The 19666-nt window shown below is 49.8% G+C and carries 15 protein-coding genes and 1 tRNA gene; 8 read left to right on the top strand and 8 right to left on the bottom strand.

Annotated features, from left to right (window positions below; translation table 11 throughout):
- The first annotated feature begins 40 nt into the window (after positions 1-40).
- The gene (thrB, locus tag NDA01_RS01180; protein WP_348226578.1) at positions 41-973 is read left to right on the top strand and encodes a homoserine kinase; all 933 of its coding nucleotides are present in this window, start codon (positions 41-43) and stop codon (positions 971-973) included.
- Between the two features lie 33 nt (positions 974-1006).
- Here the strand turns inward: thrB and NDA01_RS01175 are convergent, their stop codons facing one another.
- From NDA01_RS01175 to psbO, 3 genes are all read right to left on the bottom strand, one after another.
- Positions 1007-3499, bottom strand: coding sequence for an HD family phosphohydrolase (locus NDA01_RS01175; RefSeq protein WP_348226577.1), 2493 nt, complete (start codon positions 3497-3499; stop codon positions 1007-1009).
- A 221-nt stretch (positions 3500-3720) separates the two neighbouring features.
- Positions 3721-4812, bottom strand: coding sequence for an ADP-ribosylglycohydrolase family protein (locus tag NDA01_RS01170; protein WP_348226576.1), 1092 nt, complete (start codon positions 4810-4812; stop codon positions 3721-3723).
- A 235-nt stretch (positions 4813-5047) separates the two neighbouring features.
- On the bottom strand, positions 5048-5887 hold the full coding sequence (gene psbO, locus NDA01_RS01165) for a photosystem II manganese-stabilizing polypeptide (protein ID WP_190434151.1): 840 nt from the start codon (positions 5885-5887) through the stop codon (positions 5048-5050).
- 454 nt (positions 5888-6341) lie between these two features.
- On the opposite strand from psbO, the gene NDA01_RS01160 reads away from it, so the two are divergent.
- Both NDA01_RS01160 and NDA01_RS01155 read left to right on the top strand, forming a co-directional pair.
- Positions 6342-6707: a hypothetical protein gene (locus NDA01_RS01160; RefSeq protein ID WP_348226575.1), complete on the top strand. Its 366-nt coding sequence runs from the start codon at positions 6342-6344 to the stop codon at positions 6705-6707.
- A gap of 270 nt (positions 6708-6977) precedes the next feature.
- A complete protein-coding gene (locus NDA01_RS01155) occupies positions 6978-8042 on the top strand; it encodes a GGDEF domain-containing protein (protein WP_348226574.1) in 1065 nt (354 codons plus the stop codon).
- A 16-nt stretch (positions 8043-8058) separates the two neighbouring features.
- On the opposite strand, the gene NDA01_RS01150 is transcribed toward NDA01_RS01155, so the two are convergent.
- Positions 8059-8129: transfer RNA gene (locus NDA01_RS01150), tRNA-Gly, on the bottom strand.
- Between the two features lie 96 nt (positions 8130-8225).
- A complete protein-coding gene (locus tag NDA01_RS01145; RefSeq protein ID WP_348226573.1) occupies positions 8226-9443 on the bottom strand; it encodes a TonB family protein in 1218 nt (405 codons plus the stop codon).
- A 98-nt stretch (positions 9444-9541) separates the two neighbouring features.
- Here NDA01_RS01145 and NDA01_RS01140 point away from each other — a divergent pair, with 98 nt between their 5' ends.
- Positions 9542-10339 carry a glycoside hydrolase family 19 protein gene (locus NDA01_RS01140; protein ID WP_348226572.1) on the top strand — a complete coding sequence of 266 codons (798 nt, stop codon included), beginning with the start codon at positions 9542-9544 and terminating at the stop codon, positions 10337-10339.
- 35 nt (positions 10340-10374) lie between these two features.
- Here the strand turns inward: NDA01_RS01140 and NDA01_RS01135 are convergent, their stop codons facing one another.
- Together NDA01_RS01135 and NDA01_RS01130 are read right to left on the bottom strand one after the other, a co-directional pair.
- Positions 10375-14073, bottom strand: coding sequence for a response regulator (locus NDA01_RS01135; RefSeq protein WP_348226571.1), 3699 nt, complete (start codon positions 14071-14073; stop codon positions 10375-10377).
- Entirely contained in the window at positions 14070-14333 is a 264-nt protein-coding gene (locus tag NDA01_RS01130; RefSeq protein WP_348226570.1) for a hypothetical protein, read from the bottom strand. The genes NDA01_RS01135 and NDA01_RS01130 overlap by 4 nt, the downstream gene beginning before the upstream one ends.
- Before the next feature lie 494 nt (positions 14334-14827).
- Here NDA01_RS01130 and NDA01_RS01125 point away from each other — a divergent pair, with 494 nt between their 5' ends.
- Together NDA01_RS01125 and NDA01_RS01120 are read left to right on the top strand one after the other, a co-directional pair.
- Positions 14828-15451 (top strand): GNAT family N-acetyltransferase, encoded by a 624-nt coding sequence (locus tag NDA01_RS01125; RefSeq protein ID WP_190434166.1) that lies wholly within the window; start codon positions 14828-14830, stop codon positions 15449-15451.
- A gap of 559 nt (positions 15452-16010) precedes the next feature.
- Positions 16011-16616 carry a hypothetical protein gene (locus NDA01_RS01120; protein ID WP_190555023.1) on the top strand — a complete coding sequence of 202 codons (606 nt, stop codon included), beginning with the start codon at positions 16011-16013 and terminating at the stop codon, positions 16614-16616.
- On the opposite strand, the gene NDA01_RS01115 is transcribed toward NDA01_RS01120, so the two are convergent.
- Positions 16613-17266: a YqiA/YcfP family alpha/beta fold hydrolase gene (locus NDA01_RS01115; protein WP_348226569.1), complete on the bottom strand. Its 654-nt coding sequence runs from the start codon at positions 17264-17266 to the stop codon at positions 16613-16615. The genes NDA01_RS01120 and NDA01_RS01115 overlap by 4 nt on opposite strands.
- A 168-nt stretch (positions 17267-17434) precedes the next feature.
- Here NDA01_RS01115 and NDA01_RS01110 point away from each other — a divergent pair, with 168 nt between their 5' ends.
- Complete coding sequence (locus NDA01_RS01110; protein WP_348226568.1) at positions 17435-18343, top strand: SDR family oxidoreductase; 909 nt, start codon at positions 17435-17437, stop codon at positions 18341-18343.
- A gap of 119 nt (positions 18344-18462) precedes the next feature.
- Positions 18463-19644, top strand: a complete 1182-nt coding sequence (locus NDA01_RS01105; protein ID WP_348226567.1) for an ATP-grasp domain-containing protein — start codon at positions 18463-18465, stop codon at positions 19642-19644.
- The last annotated feature ends 22 nt before the right edge of the window (positions 19645-19666 follow it).

Below are 19666 nucleotides of genomic sequence, written 5' to 3'. Positions count from 1 at the left end.
AGAAATAATGTTTCGCGATCGCTGCTAATAGGTATTTGTAATGTCGTTGAGTTCTACGGTTACTGTTACGGTTCCAGCTACTACTGCCAACATTGGGCCAGGGTTTGATTGTTTGGGTGCCGCTTTAACGGTTTACAACCAATTCCAATTTGCTCAACTGCGAACCAATACAGAGCAGCAGGTCGATATTACGGTGGAAGGGTTAGAAGCCGATCGCGTGAATCGAGACGAGAGCAATCTGGCTTACCAAGCTTTTGTGAAACTCTACGAACACTTGGGCCAAACGCCGCCACCTGTGGAAATCAATATTCAACTGGGAGTACCGTTGGCTCGTGGTTTGGGCAGTTCGGCAACGGCGATTGTAGGTGGATTGGTTGGAGCAAATGCTTTCGCAGGTTCGCCTCTTTCCGCAGCCGAAGTCATGCAACTAGCGATCGCAATGGAAGGCCACCCAGATAATGTGGTGCCTGCCTTGATCGGTGGCTGTCGCCTTGCCGCTACCACCTCGGAAGGCAAATGGGAAATCTGTGAGATTCCTTGGCACAGCAATATCGTGCCTGTCGTTGCCATTCCTAATTTTGAACTTTCCACCGCTGAAGCTCGCCGCGTTTTACCCAGCGACTATAGCCGCGCTGATGCCATCTTTAATACCGCTCATCTCGGCTTACTCGTCCGAGCCCTAGAAACTGGCAACGGTAAATGGTTGCGAGCCGCCTTGCAAGACCGCATCCACCAACCCTATCGCCAAACCCTCATTCCTGGATACACCGCTGTTCAAGACACTGCGATCGCGGCGGGAGCTTACGGCCTTGTGATCAGCGGGGCAGGTCCCACCCTACTGGCCCTCACGAGTAGCCAAGAAGCTGCCAATGTAGAAGCCGCGATCGCCAACACCTGGATCGAGCAAGGCGTCACCCCTTTAGTTAAAGCGCTGAAAATCGACTCCACTGGGGCAACTACCAAAGAGGCATGAGGAGAGGACTAAGGGTAGGGTGCCGACGCAATACTACTTTGCTGATAAAACGGCTTTGGGGTAGGCGATGCGTTGGTGATTGAATTGTTGCCAAACCTGGACAAAGACTTCGGCGATTTGGTTCATTTCTTCCCGGCTCAGACCCGAGTGAACTAGCTGATTGTCTTGCCAGCGGGCTCGCAGGATTTTGTTAATCATGGAGAGGGCTTCTTCCGAGCTAGCATCTTTGAGCGATCGCAAGGCGGCTTCGCAAGAGTCTGCCAGCATGACGATGCCTGTTTCGCGGGATTGGGGCACAGGGCCGTCGTAGCGGAAGTCGCACTCATCAACGGTGCAAGTAGATTCTTGTTTGGCTTGCTGCTGCGCTTGGTGATAGAAATAGGCGATTAACATCGTGCCTTGATGTTCTGGAATAAAAGCTTGGATAGCTTTGGGAAGACGGCATTTGCGCGCCATGACCAACCCCGCACTCACATGCTTCTTAATCAGTTGAGCACTTTTCCAAGGGTCGTTGATGGTGTCGTGCTTATTCGGACCACCCATTTGGTTTTCAATGAAACCCAAGGGATCGTGCATCTTGCCAATATCGTGATACAAGGTTCCAGCCCGCACCAGTTCCACATTGCAGCTCAAGGCTCTGGCCGCAGCTTCGGCTAAGGTGGATACAAACAAGGTATGCTGAAAGGTTCCGGGCGCATCAGAAGCTAACCGTTTCAACAAAGGACGATTTGGGTTAGAGAGTTCAGCTAGACGAATGGGGGTAACGAGATCAAACAAGTGTTCCAAGTAGGGGCTGAGTCCTAGCGCCACTACACTCCAAGCCACCCCAGCTAAGCCATGCAGCATGGCTCCACTAAGTACGAGGTACCAGACAGGGCCAGAAGCTGCATTCAGAATTAAAGTCAGAATTAGGTAGGCGACACCTTGGGTCAGACCGACCACACCGCCTAAAAGGGCGAGTTCTTCCCGCGATCGCAATCTTCCCGCAATCAAGCCGCCTAGTAGACCGCCAACAGTGCTAGCTAACCAATAGCTCCAACTCACTTCCAATCCTAGTGGCACTAGCGCTGCCAGTAAGCCGACAACTGCCACGCTCAAGGCAGAACCGTAGAAACTACCCACTAACAAGCCAATCGCGGGCAAGCTGGTCGAAGAAATGCCGAAAATTCCTAAAAGAGGCGCACTTAAAGTTAGAACTAGGAGCAAGAGATGGTCTCGCTGCCGCAACCCTGGGTGAAATCGTCGCTCTACCACCCAGACAAGACCTACCGCCCCAGTCATTAGCCCACCGAAACCCAGCAGGCCGAGCCAATTAATTTCTCGACGGCTCAAGCGGAAGTAGTCTAGCAAGACAAAGTTGGCTTGGGTAATCACCTGTCCTTCTTTCACAATTACTTCGTCTTGCTGAACGGTGACGAAAACAGGTTTAACTTCTTGGGCTGCTTGCTCGGCGCGGAGCTTAGTTTGCTCCGGATCGCGAGTGAGATTAGGTTCTAAAACTTTGGGCAAAAGATTGATTGCGATCGCCACTGCTGGCTCTGGAACGACTCCCCTCACTTGCACTTTTACCGCGTTTTGCAAAATGGCTTTAGGTAAGCCTGGGGAGATGCCTTGGGCCAAAATGCGTGTCACAACTTGGCGAATGTTCGCTTGAGCGCTCTCCCATTCTGCATCCGATAAGTTAAATAGGGTGGCGTTGTAAAGAGCCTCCGAATCTGAGGTGATTGTGTTGGACAAGGCGGCTAGAGCAATCGGGTAACTCCAACGACTTTTAGCAATGACTTCCACGAAAGCAGTAAAGTCTTCAGTAGGTATAGTTTGGCGATAACTACGCAACTCAGCGATCGCTTGCTGCTGAGCTGCATTCAGGGGAGGATTGCTTGGGTTTAGCCATTCATTCAAGCTTGGGTCAGTACTACTCTCCAGCCCTGAGTTATTAACAGTAGGAGGCTCTACAGCTTCTAAAACCGCGCGCCACTCCCACTCTTCAGCTTGGCGTAAGTAGATTTGCGTAGGCAAAGATAGGCTAATGGTAGGAACAAACGGAAAAGTTCCAGCCATGCGCCGCAGTTCAGTGCCCTGCTTTAAAGCTTGATCTAAAGCCTGCTGCACTCGTTGATTCACCGCCACATCTAGCGCTAACACTGGAACCGCGCCAGTTCGAGCTTCTCGACGCTTTTCCTCTGTGGTTTTAGGATCTTCTACACTGGCATTAAAGGGCGCTCGAATGGTCTGGGGCGCTGCTGTACCGACGTCTAGCTTCGGTTCGTTATAGAAACGGTACCCAATGGTGCTCGTCAAGGAAAGAACAGCCACGAAGACCATAGCCGGAGGGCGATGACGGTGATGGTTGGGCGATCGCGGACCTACTGCGGCACTAGTGAGGGGTTGCCGATTCCAGGTTTGGCTCAAAGCATGACCGAACGTCCTACGCGAGACGTCTGCCACGTACACACGCCACCCTTCATTTCGATAGCGTCTGTGCAGCCGCTCTGCCCGCTGCATCAACAATTGAATCGCTCTCATAGTAGTTAGGATCTACCAGCGAGAGGGTGAGGTGGAATGCAAACGAGCAGGTAAGAAATTTATTGTGTGCATGAACTGGTTTCCCTGGTTAGAAGCTGTCTGTAAAGTTTGTGACAGCACCCGCTTGGTTTATTTATTCATGCTACTCGGTTCATAGAGGAAGGTGAGTGGGGGACACCATCACAATCGAGGCGATGAACAATAGAGGTGAATGGGTAAAGTTAACGGGGCCGAATGACACGAGGAGCTGCGATCGCCGGAACTTGACAGCGCTTAACTGGAAACTTTTGTGTATCATAAGTGCCCGACCAGGTAGCTAGCAAGTGAGTCGCTAATTCAATCACCTCTTCCTCGGACTCGACCACCTGCCAAATTGATTTAAGCGGAGAAATTCCAGAGTGTTGGCGATCGAGGGCTAGCCGCCAAACCACCGGAATGCCAGCCAAGCTGTTGTAAGCCCCAGCCAAAGCACCTGTGAGGGTTGCCACTAACTGTGGCGAAATTTTCATCTGCAAGGAGCGTAAAACAGCCAAATGCCAATCCTGGGGTGTCGCCAGGCAACAATAAAGTGCTGCCATCATCGGTGAAACGAATTGAGCGTTTGGCAAAGCTGTAGCTTGCAGAGGCTGGCATAACTGCGATCGCGCCATTTCTAAACTGGCATTCTGCTGTATTAAGGTTTGCACTTGAGCCAGTTGCTGCATCAATACAGCGATAGTCTCTGAGTCGGCAATCGGATCAGCGGATTGGGCCTCTAAGCGAGTTAAGGCATTAATGATTTGGGGAATTAACTCTTGGGGCTGCAACTGATTCTGTAAAGCCTGAGCGATCGCCAAACTCAGCACGAAGCTAGGCAGAACAGCACTGTTCAGAATCGAACCGGGAGGCAGGGAAGCGCACTGGTAAAGCTGGCTTAGCTTTCGATAGAGTTTGGTTTCATCCTCATGAAAAAATAAGGCGATCGGTAGACTGGCGATCGCTATTCCTTCCGCTCCTAACTCGTCTGGATGACCAAGCTCAACATCTGACTGGAAGCGCTGCTGCCAATCTGCTAAATCCAACTCTCCTCGCTCCACCAGACTCCGAGCCCCTAGTACCGTTAGGCGGCCCCATGCTGGGGCTGAGAGGCTAAGGGGTTCGGAAGCCAGCAGTTGCTGAGCTTGGCGCTCAGGATGACCCAAAAAAAGTTGAGGCTGGGCTAGCTCACTTTGGTCTTGTTGAGACAAGTGAGTCGCCCAAGCTACGCCTAAAAGTTCACCTATGGCTGCGCCTACGAGTACTCCTTGAAATTGACTCAAGAGTGAGTATCGCATTCATTTTCTTCCTGGTTGAGTGCAATCGATGGCAGAGGCAAGCGTGGCTTGAGCTGTCCTTCCCTACTCACCATCCCAGCCAATTCTGCCTACTTTCATAGTCCTTGCTGCATAACAAAAGAGGGGTGTTTCACCCCTCTTTCTGTCAATATTATGCCAATGTAGTTTGGTGCTGGTTGAGTACCAAAGCGTCAATCTACTTTAGTGGTACAGCTACAGAACAGCGATCGCTGCCTTAGGCTTGGCCTGGCTCCAGACGAGCATAGAAGATGCCCCGGATCTTAACTTCTACAGGTTCACGAGAACCCATGTCAGTTTCCGAAGGCTGCTCACTTTCAAAGGTGCCAGCAATCTCGCCACTGGTATTATCTACCTTAGCGACTTGGAGAGAAATCTTACCTTTACCAACATCAAAGCTCTTCACGTTCTCGCGCCGTAGTTCATCACTATCAGCTTGAGCGGGTAGCGCAACAGCGTTGTCATAACCTGTTGCTAAACCACGGCCCTTGGGGTCTAGGAAGTTAGCGGTCCGGTAGGATGGGACTTTGAATTTACCTTCGAAGTCAGTAGAGGTGTTGATCACACCATTCAAACCCGGCTGGGTCTGCGCGACTAACCCTTTGATGGTGAATAGGAAAGGCACCCGCTCACCACCAGCCAATTGCACGGTAATGGCTTGGAAGTCGAGACCATCTTCTTCCTTAAAGGTGAAGCTGCCATCAGCATTGGGTTCAAGTGCGCCGCTGACGGCTTCAATAGAAGAAGTTTGACGGGTCACTAGCTTCGCAGGCTTATAGGCAGCCTGGGAGCGCTTGCTAACACCTTCTTCCTTCACAAAGAAGTCAACTGGCTGTAAGCACAGGCTGTTTAGGGTGTAAGACTTACCCGTATCTACAGTGATGGACCCACGTGAGGTCTCATCTAATTGGGGACAAGTGTTTGCCAAACCAGTTCCTCTGATCTGCTCGTAGGTGAGAAGATCTCGGTTCACGGTAGTACTTGGCCCACTGCTACAAGCAGTCAGCACACCCAAGCACAAAGCCAGGAGTGAAACGATTAAAGCACGATACCTCATAGTCAACCTCAATACCAATGTTATAAATCCCTGCCAGGGCAATCTAAAATTTGGGCTTCAGGCACTCAAGCGAGTAGGGTGATGGCCCGCAACCAACCTGAGGCAAAACGGCCACACTTCATAAACGCCTGCGCTCTGTTTTGGGCGTGCTGCCGCAACCACCAGGAGAATTTTGAACCACTGCCAGGTTTAGCTGGATTCTTATGATTTTCGCAATGGTCCGGCCAAGACCTAATACAGCATTTTACACGTCCTTGGATCGCCTTTCGCTTGAGGTGGTAAGCAAATCACAATTGTTTGAGTGAATGGGGATCAAGCTGAGTTATTTTCACCTGGAGTGCCGGAGTACTTTTTGAGTAGTACATTCTAATTCAGCTTGGGATAAAGACTCCTGTAAAGTTGGGTTGACCCAATTGCGATTGATTGAAACGCAGCCCACAAGGATTAAATGGTGATGGATGACAATATTCAGGTGGCATCGGAGCTAAGGCCCGACTTTGCCGCGATCGCTCAGGTGGTACGAACTTCGGCTCAGAGCCATGAGGGTGACTGTTTAACTCTCTTAGCTCTCCTGCGACTGCTGGAAAGCTTGCACCGAGAAATCAGTGACAGTTTTTTTCAAGATTCGTTACCGACCAATCGCCAAGCGCTCTATGCATTGTTACGGGACATAGAAGCTGAGGGAGGTTGGCCCTATATTCATCGCATGAAGCTACAGGGACTTTTAGTGAATTTGCCACCAGAAGATCCAGGTGAGGTATCTTCAGAAGTAGTATCCATGACAGCTGAACCTGGAGTTGAGTCTGAGGATTACGGTTGAAGGCAACCATCGTTCACTCTATCGTTAACTATTGAGCTTCAGGTCAGCAAAAGGGCCTAGACCTGAAAGCTCTTAACTACGGTTCAGTTTCAGTTGTCAGGACTAGGGTGTAACGAAGCTAGAAAAGTTAAGCTTAAATTCAGCTCAAGCTCGCAGCATTCAAGCTTTACTAAAGCAGTAGCTGACGCATCTCCTTAGGCTTAGGCGCGTCTTACATAGACAAGCAGATCTTAGTATCTTCCCTAATTCCAGGAACTTTTACTGATCCTTATGTCTAGTGCCTCCCACTCCCGATTGCTTCCCCTGTTGTCAGACATTTGTGGGCGAAATCTGAAGCTGGAGTCAACTTTGGCAGAATTAACCCTATATGACTTTGCAGTTGAGCCTCATCAGCCGGGACAAGAGGTAGCGCAAGCGTTCCATCAGAATCCTTTGCTACCAGGGGTGATTCTGATGGAAGCAGGGCGCTTTGTCGGGATGATTTCTCGGCGGCGCTTCTTGGAACATCTCAGTCGGCCCTATGGGTCGGAACTGTTTTTAAGGCGACCCCTAAGAGCGTTGTATCGCTTTACGGGAGAAGATTTTTTAATCTTTCCGAGTGACGTTGCCATTGTGGTAGCAGCCCGTCAAGCCTTGCAGCGATCGCCCGAACTTTTAGCAGAACCAATTTTGGTGCAATTTCAGCCGCACACTTACAAGTTGCTGGATGTACATCAATTGCTCGTGGCGCAGTCTCAAATTCATGAACTCGCTACTCAGATGTTAAATAAGCTTTATCAAAGACTAGAAGTTACCAACCAAGAGCTATATCGCCTCGTAGTCTTAGATAGCGTCACTCAAGTGGCTAATCGGCGGCACTTTGATGAATATCTGGCGCAGGAATGGTGGCGAATGGCCCGTGAGCGATCGCCTCTTTCATTAATCCTCTGTGATATTGACTGCTTCAAAGCCTATAACGATACTTATGGCCATTGCGAGGGCGATCGCTGTCTCTGGCAAGTAGCTCAAGCCTTGAGTCAAGCGGTCAAGCGTCCTGCCGATCTGGTTGCTCGCTATGGCGGGGAAGAGTTTGTGGTAGTTTTGCCCAATACAGAAGCGGAAGGGGCAGTTCGGGTAGCTGAAGCGATTCGCTTAAGTATTAAAGATTTAGAAATTCCTCACGTTAATTCTTTGATTGGCGATCGCTTGACGCTTAGCTTGGGCGTTTCTAGTACGATTCCCAATCCAGAGATTTCTCCTGAGGAATTAGTGGTGGCTGCTGATAAGGCTCTTTACCATGCCAAAACTGCCGGACGCGATCGCACTATTCTCAATTTGTCTCTGGGTGAGATCTAAAATTCCTGATTTGATAAGCGGGTGGCGAGAATCGAACTCGCATCAATAGCTTGGAAGGCTATGGTTTTACCACTAAACTACACCCGCACTTGAATTTTGCCTGCTTGCCAGTCTTAGACATCGCTGGTAATCAAGCCTAAGCTAGGATAGCACAACTATTAAAAACTTCAAACTAAAAATTGTTCAATTAATCGATTTGATGGTGACAAACACATCTAGGTTACTGGAAACTCTAGACTCAACATTATTGATCCGGTCAAAAGCTGGGTTAAATTCCCAAGAGGCAATCACACAGGTGGCTAACTGATCAAAGGATTCACTCCCACTAGACTGTCTAACCACTGTAGCGTCGTCTAAAACACGGCCTTGCTCATCGATCGCGATTCTTAGTTCTACTGATTGGCCAAAGTACTGCACACTTTCAGGGACAAGTACGCAGCCAGAGACAGAAGTAGGATCTGAAGGAAAGGTTTTGCTAGTGGCTTTAGGTGTAGCAAGTTGATCGTGAAAATCTACTGCACCCGGACCTCCGGGTTCGGTGACGCTTAGACTGGCTTGGAACTCAGCCGGAACTGGATCTTGCGAAACAGGCACTTGACCGATCGCCTCACCCAAACCGCCATCAGTCGGAGCGGGCGCTGAGTCTGGAACTGTGGGTCCTGGAGGTAAAGAGTTTGATTCAGTTTCCGATTCTTCTGAAGCACTGTCAGGATTCCCCAACGGAGCTTCGCTACCTTCCTGAGTAGTTCCTGTTTGGCCTTCAGGTGCTGGTAAAGCCCCAGTATCCTCCGAGGTTTGTTCGGGTGGGATATTAGATTCTGTCGGTGTCTCACTCCCATTGTCCGGCGCTACAGGTGCCTGATTATTATCAGCTGGCGGGGGTACTACATTTGCTTCTGGCTCTGGATCGCGTCTGGGTTCGGGACTGGCTTGGGGGTTGGGTAAGACAGGTGGAGTAAACGGTAAAGACGCTGGTGGAGTGGCAGAGGATGGTTGCGGTGGCTGTGATATAGGAGGCGAAGGGCTAGGAGATGGGGCCGTAGCCTCTACAGATTCTGGGAGGATGGCAGTTACCCCAGGTTCCAAGACGGCAACTCCGTCATCGGCTTGAGGTGGTGCTGAATCAGTCACAGGGTCTTGAGCGATTGGGGCGGTTGGGGCGGCAGCTTCAGCTTCTATAGACGCTGTTTCAGGGGCAATATCTACCACCTCAATGGGTGCAGAACTGGCGTTTGAAGGTTGAGCGATCGCGACTCGAATGGACCACCGCAGCGTCAACGCCAAGAGCACATGGATCACGATGGAGCCAGAGAGGACAGCCAGCCAAAGGTTGGGCGGATCAGCATGGCGACGCCAATCAGCAGACTGGTTTTGAGCGCTGGGATCGATTAAAGGGGTCATGGTCAAACGAGATAAAGGCTAGGCGATAAAAATTCTAACGATTCTCAATCTGAATTTGCTTTTTCGAGATAATCGGAGCAAAGCTGGGAAAATGTTTAATGCGGTTACAAGATATTTGCAATGGACCTGCTACCTTAACCTTGAATCAGGTCGCGCATGATGCAGATTTAGTGAAGCAGATTCAAGTTCGTTTGCGCGATTTACAAATGCCCATTGGTGAACCTGATGGTCGGTGTGGGCCTTTAACTGCCGCAGCGATCGCGCGTTTTTGTAAAGCGTTTAACGCGGCAAATGACGACCTCACTCCAGAGATTGCTAAGCAGCTAATTCAAGCAAAAACGATTCCTAACTGCAACCCGTTGCTGGAGATGCTGAGTCCAGGCCAAGTGGCTGAGATTTTGGACTGCTCTCTGAGTGATGTGAAGGCTTACTTACTGGGAGTTTTGCAAGCGTTTCATCAGCGTCAGTTGCTCAATCGCCCTACCTTAATTGCCGCGATCGCCACCATCGGCGTTGAAACAGGAGGTTTCCGCCCAATCCATGAGTGGGGAGACGACGATTATTTCACCCGCATGTACGAATATCGGGATGATTTAGGCAACACTCAACCCGGCGACGGAGCCCGCTACCACGGACGTGGTTTTGTGCAAATCACGGGACGAGCGAATTATCGAGAATATGGTCAAAAGCTAGGATGCCAGCTAGAAGAGAATCCAGACCTGGCCCTCGACCCCAAAACTGCTGCCGAAATCTTAGCGTTGTATTTTTACGATCGCGGAGTCGATCAGGCCGCCCAAAAATCTGATTGGGAACAAGTTAGACGACTGGTTAATGGTGGCCTCAATGGTTGGGATGAGTTCATCAACTTCGTCAAACGGGCTCAAAAAATGCTGTAACAGTACGTTGCTGCTTTTTGCTGCGTGTTTCGTCACTACTCCTGCGACTTCGCTTCTGGGTTAAGGGCAAAAGTCAATACCGTTTCATCCACTCCTTTTAACTTGAGCGGGCTGAACTTGGTGATTTCTTCTTCTTCCAAATAATCCGCTACTGCGGCAGAAACCAGAATGCAATTAGGTTCCGCCGCCTCTTGGATGCGCGAAGCAATATTGACACTGGGGCCAATGGCTGTGTAGTCAGCGCGGTCAGCACTACCAAACATACCCACCACAGCGGTTCCTTGATGGATACCACAGCGGAACTGAACTTGACTAATCCCTTGCTCCTGCCAACGCTGGTTGAGTTGATCGAGCGAGCGATACATCTGCCGAGCCGCTGCGATCGCCCGCCGCACTTGCTCGTTGGGGGTTAGTTCCTCAGGAGCCCCAAACAAAGCCAGAATCGCATCTCCCATAAACTTATCTACCGTACCGCCATTGTCAAAAATGGCCTGGGTCATTTCTGCCAGGTACTCGTTGAGCAATTCTGCCACGCGGCGCGATCGCAACGTATTCGACAGTTGGGTAAAGCCAATGATGTCGCTAAATAAAACTGTTATAAGGCGCGGTTCAGGCCGTAAATCTAGGGACAAATCACCTGCTGCGGCTTTTTGCACCATTGTTGGTGGCAAGAACCGTCGTAGGACAGACTCTGTTAGGTAAGTATTCAGCTCTGCGACCCGTCGCTCATTCGCTTTCAACGCGAGCAAGTTCCGCACTTCTGCCAACAACTCTCGATCATTAAAAGGTTTAGACAGATACGCATCTGCGCCCCGCTCCGCTCCCTCAATTCGGGTGTCTTCATCGACCTTCGCAGTCAGCAGAATAATTGGAGTGCCACGCAAAGTCTCAGAAGCCCGCAGCATTTGGATCATGTCGAGTCCAGACACCAGCGGCATCATCAGATCGGTCACAATCAAGTCTGGGTGCTGCGCCTGAGCCGCCTTAAAGCCCTCACCTCCATTGCGAGCAGTCAACACTTGGTAGCCCGCTTGCCGCAATACCCTGGAAACATAAGTTCGTAAGTCTGGATTGTCATCTACAACCAGAACCTTACTGAGTGAGGCTACCGCAGTGGCAGTTTTCTCCTGTCCGGGTCTGGCAATTTTACCGACAACCGTATCTACTCCAGTGAGTCCTGATTCTGTTGTAAGTAACGCTTTCTCATCTTTTTCATACCGTTCAGCTTCAATATCAGCCAGTTCGACAGCAGCACGACTCATCTGGGCTTCTGTCGCGACTTCAATCACTTGCTCTGCTGGCAAGTGCGCCAAACCCGTCTGGAGCCACACGGTAAAAGTCGTGCCTTCGCCATACACAGACTCAACTGAGATCTGTCCTCCGTGCAGCTCAACTAACTCTTTCACCAAGGCAAGGCCCAAACCGCTTCCTTCATAGCTCCGATTCGCAGAGCCCTCAGCTTGTCGGAAGCGCTCAAACAAGTGCGGAATTTGATCGGTACGAATGCCGATCCCGGTATCTTTGACCTGCAATAGGCAATGATCGCCAGCCAATTGCATCGATACTGTGATTCTCCCGCCGGCTGCCGTAAACTTCATGGCATTAGACAAGAGGTTGTAGAGTACCTTGTCAAATTTTTCTAGGTCAAGGTAAATGGCAGGGCAGTCTTTTAGCTCAGTTAGCAGTGTAATTTCTTTCTTGTCGCAGTAAGGCTGAAACGACTCCACCACCTGACTAACAAACTCTGTCAGGTCGCAGGGTCGGAAGCTCGGCTGCATTCGCCCAGCATCGAGTCGCTGCAAATCAAGCAATTGATTGACCAACCGCAACAGGCGGCGCGAGTTTCGCAAAGCGATTACTGATTGGTCAGCAGCCAACCCTTCCTTCTGAGCAACTGCCGATTCTAAAGGACCAATCATCAACGTGAGCGGGGTACGAAACTCGTGAGAAATATTTTGAAAGAATTCAGTTTTTTGGCGGTCTAACTCTATGAGCTGCTCCGCTTGCTGCCGAGTTTTTTGGTAAAGGCGGGATTGTTGCACAGCGATCGCGGCTTGTGCTGCCACAGCTTGAGCCAAATCAATCTCTGAAGCTTTCCAGCGGCGAGAATGACGCACTTGGCGCAGAGAAATGCTGCCAATGATCTTGCCATCGGACAGCAAAGGCACTACCAACAAAGCGCGGGCGGGCGATCGCAAAGGTAAATCAACTACATTCAACTCTGGATGCTGACTCAGATCCTCAGTGGCTACCGGTTTTTGAGTAGTCAACAGATGCTGTAATACTGGATTCCCCTTGATCGGCACCCGGGACTGGGGCAGATGCCGCAGAGTCACTCCCGCATCTTCTAATCCATCCAGCGATGTTCCACTCCGACGAGTGTTTATTTGAGGATGACCCGTTGAAGGTAATTGGGTGGTTTCCAGAAATAAGTGTGAATTCAGTGACGAATTGGTACCAACTGTAGGAGTCGGCAGCAAGCTAACCAAATCTTCGCCTATTGATTCACTCGTCTGCGAGCTGGAGTCATGCAAGCCCACACATTGCACATATTCATCATCTTCCGTCCACAGCGACAGCGCACAACCATCCACATGCAGGGCTTGGCCTAACTGTTGAGTAATCGCAGCAAAAATATCCTGTGGATCTAAGCTAGAACGAATTGCCGAGGTAATCGTATTCACCAACGCCTCTCGCTGAGCCAAAGCCTGGACCTGCTCGTAAGCGCGGGCTTGGGATAAAGCTAGGGCTGCTTGATCCGCCACCACAATTACTAATTGAATTTCATCATCCTGCCAGACTCGGGGTTCGCCACTTTGGTGCAACGCTAGCACCGCCATCAACTCTTGGCGGCAGATCAAAGGTACAACCAGGCTAGAACGGATATCCGCATCACGATAAATCTGCTGACGCAGCTTAAAATCTGGAATCTCCGATTCAGAGTCGCTCAGCGTAGCAATATCGTCTAGGATTTTGACTTCCTGAGTTTTCCAGACAGTCTGAGCTAGGTGGCTCCAATCATTAGTACTTGGCTGTGCAGCATCATTGGGCACAGAGATCAGTGTGCCTGCACTACTCTCAGCACCATTATTCTCTAGAGCGTGGTGATTTGAGTGGGTGTCGCCATAAGAACGAGCTGCATAAACAAACCACTCATCCTCCATGCGATCGTCTTGAAAGGGGCGTAGAACGCAGCAACTCACTTCAAACATTTGCCCCATCGTATCGACAATCGTCTGCATGATTTGTCGATAATTGAGAGCGCTGCGAATTGTATTCGTAACAGCGTTTAGCAAAGATTCTTGACGCAGCGTCCGACACAATTCTCGGGTGCGAGCTTTAAGCACATTGTGAGTATCAACTGCTTGCCGCACTACACCTTTAAGCTCCTCATCATCCCAAGGCTTAGTGACATATTTAAAGACTTTGCCAGAGTTAATAGCCTCTACCAAATCTTCCACATCCGTATAACCCGTCAAAATGATCCGGATAATATCTGGATATTGCGTAGCTGTGAGGCTCAGAAACTCTGTACCACTCATCAAGGGCATGCGCTGGTCTGAAATGATGACCGCGATATCCCCTTCATTGGCTAGAATATCCAGCGCCAGAGGTGCACTTTCAGCTCTAAGTACCTTGAACTCCCGGTGGAAAGTTCGGTAGAGCAAATCCAAGTTGTCTGGTTCATCATCGACAACCAGAATTTTGGGTTTCTTATTTTCTGGTGGTTTCATGCACCGCTCTCCTGCTGTAGAGGCAGTTGGTTCAACAATCGTCGCGCTGGATATGAGTTACTTAAACAGGAAAAACCGAGCTGTGCCAGACTAGCGGCACACCTGAGCGCTCCATCAGTGAGTTGATCGACACCAAGTTGCTGCACTACAGTTAAAGCGATAATTCGTATTTGTCCCGCGCAAACTCTTGGTAGAGATTGCAGACTTGAAGGTTGCTGACGAGACACCCCCATCAAAGGCAGCAGCGCAAAGACCCGCATCACAAACCTAGGTTGCGGTCCTTTGCTACCAGTTCTGAAGAAAAGAGATGTGACGACAGTCCCGATACTCAAAGACGAGAAAATCCAGTTGCTAATCTGTACTGATTTACTAATTCCGTCTGAAATAGGACTCCTCAGAAAAAATCGTGACAATTTTAAGGAGCAAACCTCGATCATGATGGTAGTTAGTACGCGAACGCTCTGCTGTACAACTTGTGCAATCAGAGCTGAGTCTTGCAAGACTATCTAAATATCTAAAGTTAAGGTGCCCAATCTAATTGAGGATTTAGCCAGGCTTAGCTCAAGGTTAATGCACTCCTCATACAATCCTAATACAGTTCCAAAATTGCAAAAATTAACAAGCTAGCTATGGTGCGGAGGGCTCTAGTCTGAATTGCAGCCTTGATAGAACCCTGACCTCGTCTCGGCAAATAATTTAGGATCTTTACTGGCTATGTATCCTGAAAACAGTGAGTTTTCCTTTTTATTCCTCAATGTCTGATGAGCGAACCTCTTCTGAACGACTACTAGACTCGGCCAACTTCAGCATTCGTGTGGCTCAGTTGACAGATTTAGGTGGTCTAGCTGACGTTCTGGCCGATAGTTTCCATCCTCGGTCTGGCCTTATGCATTGGTTGTACCCGCTGCTCCGCCTAGGCATTTATGAAGATTTGCGGAATCGCCTCCGGTCTGCAGTTCCGGATTATGTTTGTCTAGTGGCTGTGCAAACTTCGACCGAGCAGGACTTGTCCGCTTCAGCGCCGAGTGATGCCTTAATGGGAACGGTGGAGATGGCGCTACGCCCTGCGCACCTGTTCCAGTTTCATCAAACTAAATATCTCTATCTTTCCAATTTAGCGGTTCGCTCAGAGTACCGTCGGCAAGGGGTGGCTCATCACTTGTTAACTGCTTGTGAGAGCATTGCCCTGAGTTGGGGCTTTCAAGATATTTATCTCCATGTTTTGGAAAATAATCATCAAGCCAGACGGCTTTATCTCAAAACAGGCTACAAACTGCAACAAGCCGATCCAGGCTGGAGTGCTTGGTTACTAAGGCAGCCACGACGCCTGTTTTTACACAAGCGCCTGACCCCTATGTCAGCAGCACAGCTCACATAGGCATGTACTGTTAGTAATGCACCAAACTAGATTTGCGAGATTGCTTAGTTAGAGCTAGCCACGTTCGAGCGCCCAAGACAACCCTAACTAGCAAAATAAACGTAGTGAATAATAAAAGCATGCAGAACTTGCCTGTTTATTCTGCATTGCTTCTGTAGTTATAAGCAGTCAGCATAATTTTTGCTAAGACAGATTAAATTCCCTAACAAAAGCTGATTTTCTACGACAAGCCATTCAAGTTTGTCAGGAAACTTTACTCTTTCTTGATTTAACTTCTGTTTATCTTTATATGCCCTTTAAACTATGACCCATCAAACAACTTTTGAGCATCAAGCTACTCCTAAGGATTGATTAGTCTAGGGTTGATTGCATGCCATAGAATATGGGTATGAAGCCAGCATTTGACTCCTAAATGCAAATTAGACAAAATTAACGTCAAGTTATAGCCGACTAACCAAGATTATTTTTAATCGCCATACTTGCCATACTTATGGTTAGTTAGCTAGTCTGTGCTGGGTTCGGGTGCATGCCCACAGGAAGTTACTAGGAGTAAGTCTTGATGGATAGCGAAAGTCAGCAGCGCTACCAGACTGCCTCTTTCGAGGTTGATGTTCCCGTCAACCGTACCTGTGCTGTAGGCAAACACGCAGAAGCTCAAAACATTCAAAGGATGAATATTCCAGATCCCAACCCTTGCCGAGCTGTTGTTGAGCACCCAAGTTCACCTGAATTTATCACTCAACTAAACAGCGGACGGTTGTTGATGGTGAATAGCCGCCGCAGAAATGGTTTAGTTATTTACAAACAATTTCATGCCGAGTTCGCTGGCCCTGGTGCGGCTGTAGGCGGATTCTTTGATGTTAATTGTACAAAAGCAATTGCAGTTGGAGATTTGTCGCTCATAGACCCTAACGCTCATGAAGAACGACAAAAAGCTTATTTAATTCGCCGGCAATGGATTCGGCTGACTCAACAATTTACGGATAATGCGGTGCCCCTCCAGCGGGCACAGATGATTTTGAATCAGTTTGACAATTATTTTGACCCAGATACAGTAGCTCAGTTACCAGATGAAGCATTTGCGCTTTTGGTAGGGGTGCTGCCTCAAACGATTCGGATGGTGCGTCAAGGCTCCACTAATCTCAATGCCAAAACTCGACGCTAGGGCTTGAGTTGGCAAAACCTTTGAATAGTGATCCATATCTGCTCGCTGACGTTGATAAGGGCATGATCGCTCTCTAGCTCTATCATCTCAACCCACGATCGCTGGGCTGCAAACTGTTGACTAGCTTGGATCGGGATCACATCATCGGCACGGCCATGTAAGACCAACGTAGGAATAGGGCGTCGCAGTTGGGCTGTTGGGTATCGGGCCGCATCGCGAATGAATTCATAGTTGAGGGGTAGCGATCGCTCTTCGCCATAGTGGTAGACCGATAAATACTGCTCAGCTTGCCAGCGTTGCACTTGATCTTCGCCTAGGCGTGGTAGCCAATGATCCAAAAACTGAAACGCTGGAGCGAATAAAACCAAGCGTTGAATCTGAGGTTGCCCCTCAGCGGCCCAAGCTGCTGTTAAACCTCCGAAACTAGAGCCAATTAAGGTGACAGGGGTAGAATCTGCCGGAAGTAACGCTGAGACCTGTTGCAGTTGTCTGGTCAGAGTTAAATCGGTAAAGTCTGGTTGATTCAAGTCGGGGATTATTAGCTCAATGCCTAGCGCTTGGAAGCGATCGCGGAGATCTTGGGCTTTCGTAGAACGAGGGCTGGAGGCAAAGCCATGCAGGTAAATGTAATGAGGCGACGCAGCAATCATGCTAGGAAACCATAGAAGTCTAGCTAAGGTCAGACCTGAGTATGCCAAAATCCCACGTCTGCTAGAGACAAATTTCAGTCAAACATTGCAAAATGGGGCGGCAATCCATTAGACAGCAGCATGGCTGAGCGATCGCCTGCAACCTTTACACCTTGACTGGAGTTGGTCATGTCTTATCCTTGTCCGCTTGCCGAACAAGTCGTTCTGATTACCGGGGCTTCCACCGGAATTGGCGCGGCTTTGGCACGAGTTTTAGCTGCAAAGTTTTTCGGTATTCGACTGGTGTTAGCCGCTCGCAGCGCCGAAAAACTAGAAACTGTCGCTACGGAGTGCCGCAAAGCTGGAGCCGAGGTTTTGGCGGTTCCCACGGATATTGCTCAAATTGAACAAGGACAGGCATTGGCCCAAACAGCGATCGACAAGTTTGGCCGAGTGGATGCTCTAGTGAATAATGCTGGCTATGGTCAGATGGGGCCTCTTGAGATGGTTCCTGTCCTCGCCACTCGTCGCCAGTTTGAGGTCAATTTGCTCGGTCCTTTGGCCTTAACCCAAGCCCTAATTCCGGTCATGCGGCATCAAGGCGGGGGCCGCATCATCAACATTAGCTCTCTCGGCGGGCGATTGGCGTTTCCGTTTGGCGGTCTCTATAGCGCTTCCAAGTTCGCCCTAGAAGGGTTGAGTGATGCTCTCCGGATGGAACTGGAGCCGTTCAATATTCAAGTCAGTGTGGTGGAGCCTGGACCTGTCAGCACTGACTTTTTTGGCGTGGTGGCGACGGCAGTAGAGGAAGCAGTTCCCGATCCCCAGAACACGCCTTACCGTGCGGCTTTCGAGAAGCTGGAAAAGCTAGAGCAACAAACCAGTAGCCGCGCTTGGAGTGCAGAGCGAGTGGCTGACGTAATTATTCAAGCACTGAGCGATCGCCGTCCTCGGCCTCGTTACCTGGCGGCTACGGGTGGGGGCATTTTGCTGTTTCTCATGACTAAACTTTTACCGACTTGGGCTGTCGATAAATTCTGGCAGCGTTTCTATGGCATTGACCGTGTGGCGAAAGACTGGCAGAGTCGGCAGAAATAAGCGAAACTAGCCTTTACCGAGCTGTGTGAAGTAACGAGTCTGCCAGCTCCAGCTCAAACCGAAGTTGCTTCACGCTTTTTAGTGTTTTTCTCCACCGATTACAGGCATTCTCGGCTCTCATGGATTTGCTAGAGTACCAAGCGAAGGAATTATTTCGGGAGATGGGCATCCCTGTGCTGTCTTCCCAACGGATTGACCACCCCAAGGATCTGAAGGGCCTGAAAATTCCTTATCCTGTTGTGCTCAAGTCGCAAGTGCGGGCTGGCGGACGAGGCAAAGCTGGGGGCATCAAGTTCGTGGAAAACACCATTGATGCGATCGCAGCAGCTCAGACCATCTTTAACCTGCCGATCATGGGGGAATACCCTGAAGTTCTGCTGGCCGAAGCTAAATATGATGCCAATCAAGAATTTTATTTAGCAGTCGCCATCGACCCCTCCGCTCGCCGTCCGGTGCTGCTGGGCTCTCAGCATGGCGGGGTGCAACTGGAAGCATCCCTGGAGAAAATGCAGCAGGTGATGGTCGATCAAGAATTCTCGCCGTTCTATGCTCGTCGCTTAGCGCTGAAGATGGGACTCCAGGGAGCACTGATTCAATCAATTAGTGCCGTAGTCGAGAAAATGTATCGGCTGTTTGTCCAGAAAGATTTAGATTTGGTAGAAATCAATCCGTTGGGAATCAGCATTAAAGGCGAGGTCATGGCCCTAGATGGCAAAGTCACGGCCAATGATGATGCTCTGCATCGCCATCCCGATCTAGCTCAGCTAGCCGTCAAACGCAGTCAGCGCATGAAGGAGACAGCAGCGCAGTCAGCGGGCCAGTACCGTCGCTTTGCCAAGCTACCCTTTTTGATCGAGATGGAAGGCAATATTGGCATTCTCTGCAATGGTGCAGGACTGACCATGACAACTTTGGACTTGGTGCATCAAGCCGGAGGTAAGCCCGCCAATTTACTCAACATTGGTCGAGATTTCTATAGCGATCGCATGCCCGCCGCTTTGCCAGAACGCATCGAGCAAGGATTAGAGCTGATCCTGCGAGACAAAAGCGCCAGAGTAGTTTTGGTCAATCTACTAGGCAATATTGTTTCCTGTGACGAAATTGCTCAAACCATCACGACTTACATGCAGAACAAAAACTGGGCGGGGCGGATACCACGGTTGATTGTGCGCTTGGTTGGGTCAGATTTTGAAACTGCGAAAGAACGATTGGCCGCTCAACAAATTACCCTCACAGAGAGCCTAGACGAGGCGATCGCTCAGGTCGTCTCCTCATCTAGGTCTAATGCTAAACAAGCCTAAGCTCCCTTTAACCAATTGCTAA

Origin of the sequence: Trichocoleus desertorum AS-A10 (genome assembly GCF_039962155.1) — a bacterium.
In the GTDB taxonomy this organism is placed as follows: domain Bacteria; phylum Cyanobacteriota; class Cyanobacteriia; order FACHB-46; family FACHB-46; genus Trichocoleus.
This window is presented reverse-complemented; position numbering and strand designations above follow the sequence as displayed.

What these genes read in the sequence shown, in the direction of transcription:
- NDA01_RS01145 (WP_348226573.1), bottom strand. Translation starts at nt 9,443, where the DNA reads ATGACCCCTTTAATCGATCCCAGCGCTCAAAACCAGTCTGCTGATTGG.
- NDA01_RS01155 (WP_348226574.1), top strand. Translation starts at nt 6,978, where the DNA reads ATGTCTAGTGCCTCCCACTCCCGATTGCTTCCCCTGTTGTCAGACATT.
- NDA01_RS01130 (WP_348226570.1), bottom strand. Translation starts at nt 14,333, where the DNA reads ATGCGGGTCTTTGCGCTGCTGCCTTTGATGGGGGTGTCTCGTCAGCAA.
- NDA01_RS01105 (WP_348226567.1), top strand. Translation starts at nt 18,463, where the DNA reads ATGGATTTGCTAGAGTACCAAGCGAAGGAATTATTTCGGGAGATGGGC.
- NDA01_RS01170 (WP_348226576.1), bottom strand. Translation starts at nt 4,812, where the DNA reads ATGCGATACTCACTCTTGAGTCAATTTCAAGGAGTACTCGTAGGCGCA.
- NDA01_RS01110 (WP_348226568.1), top strand. Translation starts at nt 17,435, where the DNA reads ATGTCTTATCCTTGTCCGCTTGCCGAACAAGTCGTTCTGATTACCGGG.
- NDA01_RS01125 (WP_190434166.1), top strand. Translation starts at nt 14,828, where the DNA reads ATGTCTGATGAGCGAACCTCTTCTGAACGACTACTAGACTCGGCCAAC.
- NDA01_RS01175 (WP_348226577.1), bottom strand. Translation starts at nt 3,499, where the DNA reads ATGAGAGCGATTCAATTGTTGATGCAGCGGGCAGAGCGGCTGCACAGA.
- NDA01_RS01160 (WP_348226575.1), top strand. Translation starts at nt 6,342, where the DNA reads ATGGATGACAATATTCAGGTGGCATCGGAGCTAAGGCCCGACTTTGCC.
- thrB (WP_348226578.1), top strand. Translation starts at nt 41, where the DNA reads ATGTCGTTGAGTTCTACGGTTACTGTTACGGTTCCAGCTACTACTGCC.
- NDA01_RS01135 (WP_348226571.1), bottom strand. Translation starts at nt 14,073, where the DNA reads ATGAAACCACCAGAAAATAAGAAACCCAAAATTCTGGTTGTCGATGAT.
- NDA01_RS01115 (WP_348226569.1), bottom strand. Translation starts at nt 17,266, where the DNA reads ATGATTGCTGCGTCGCCTCATTACATTTACCTGCATGGCTTTGCCTCC.
- NDA01_RS01120 (WP_190555023.1), top strand. Translation starts at nt 16,011, where the DNA reads ATGGATAGCGAAAGTCAGCAGCGCTACCAGACTGCCTCTTTCGAGGTT.
- psbO (WP_190434151.1), bottom strand. Translation starts at nt 5,887, where the DNA reads ATGAGGTATCGTGCTTTAATCGTTTCACTCCTGGCTTTGTGCTTGGGT.
- NDA01_RS01140 (WP_348226572.1), top strand. Translation starts at nt 9,542, where the DNA reads ATGCGGTTACAAGATATTTGCAATGGACCTGCTACCTTAACCTTGAAT.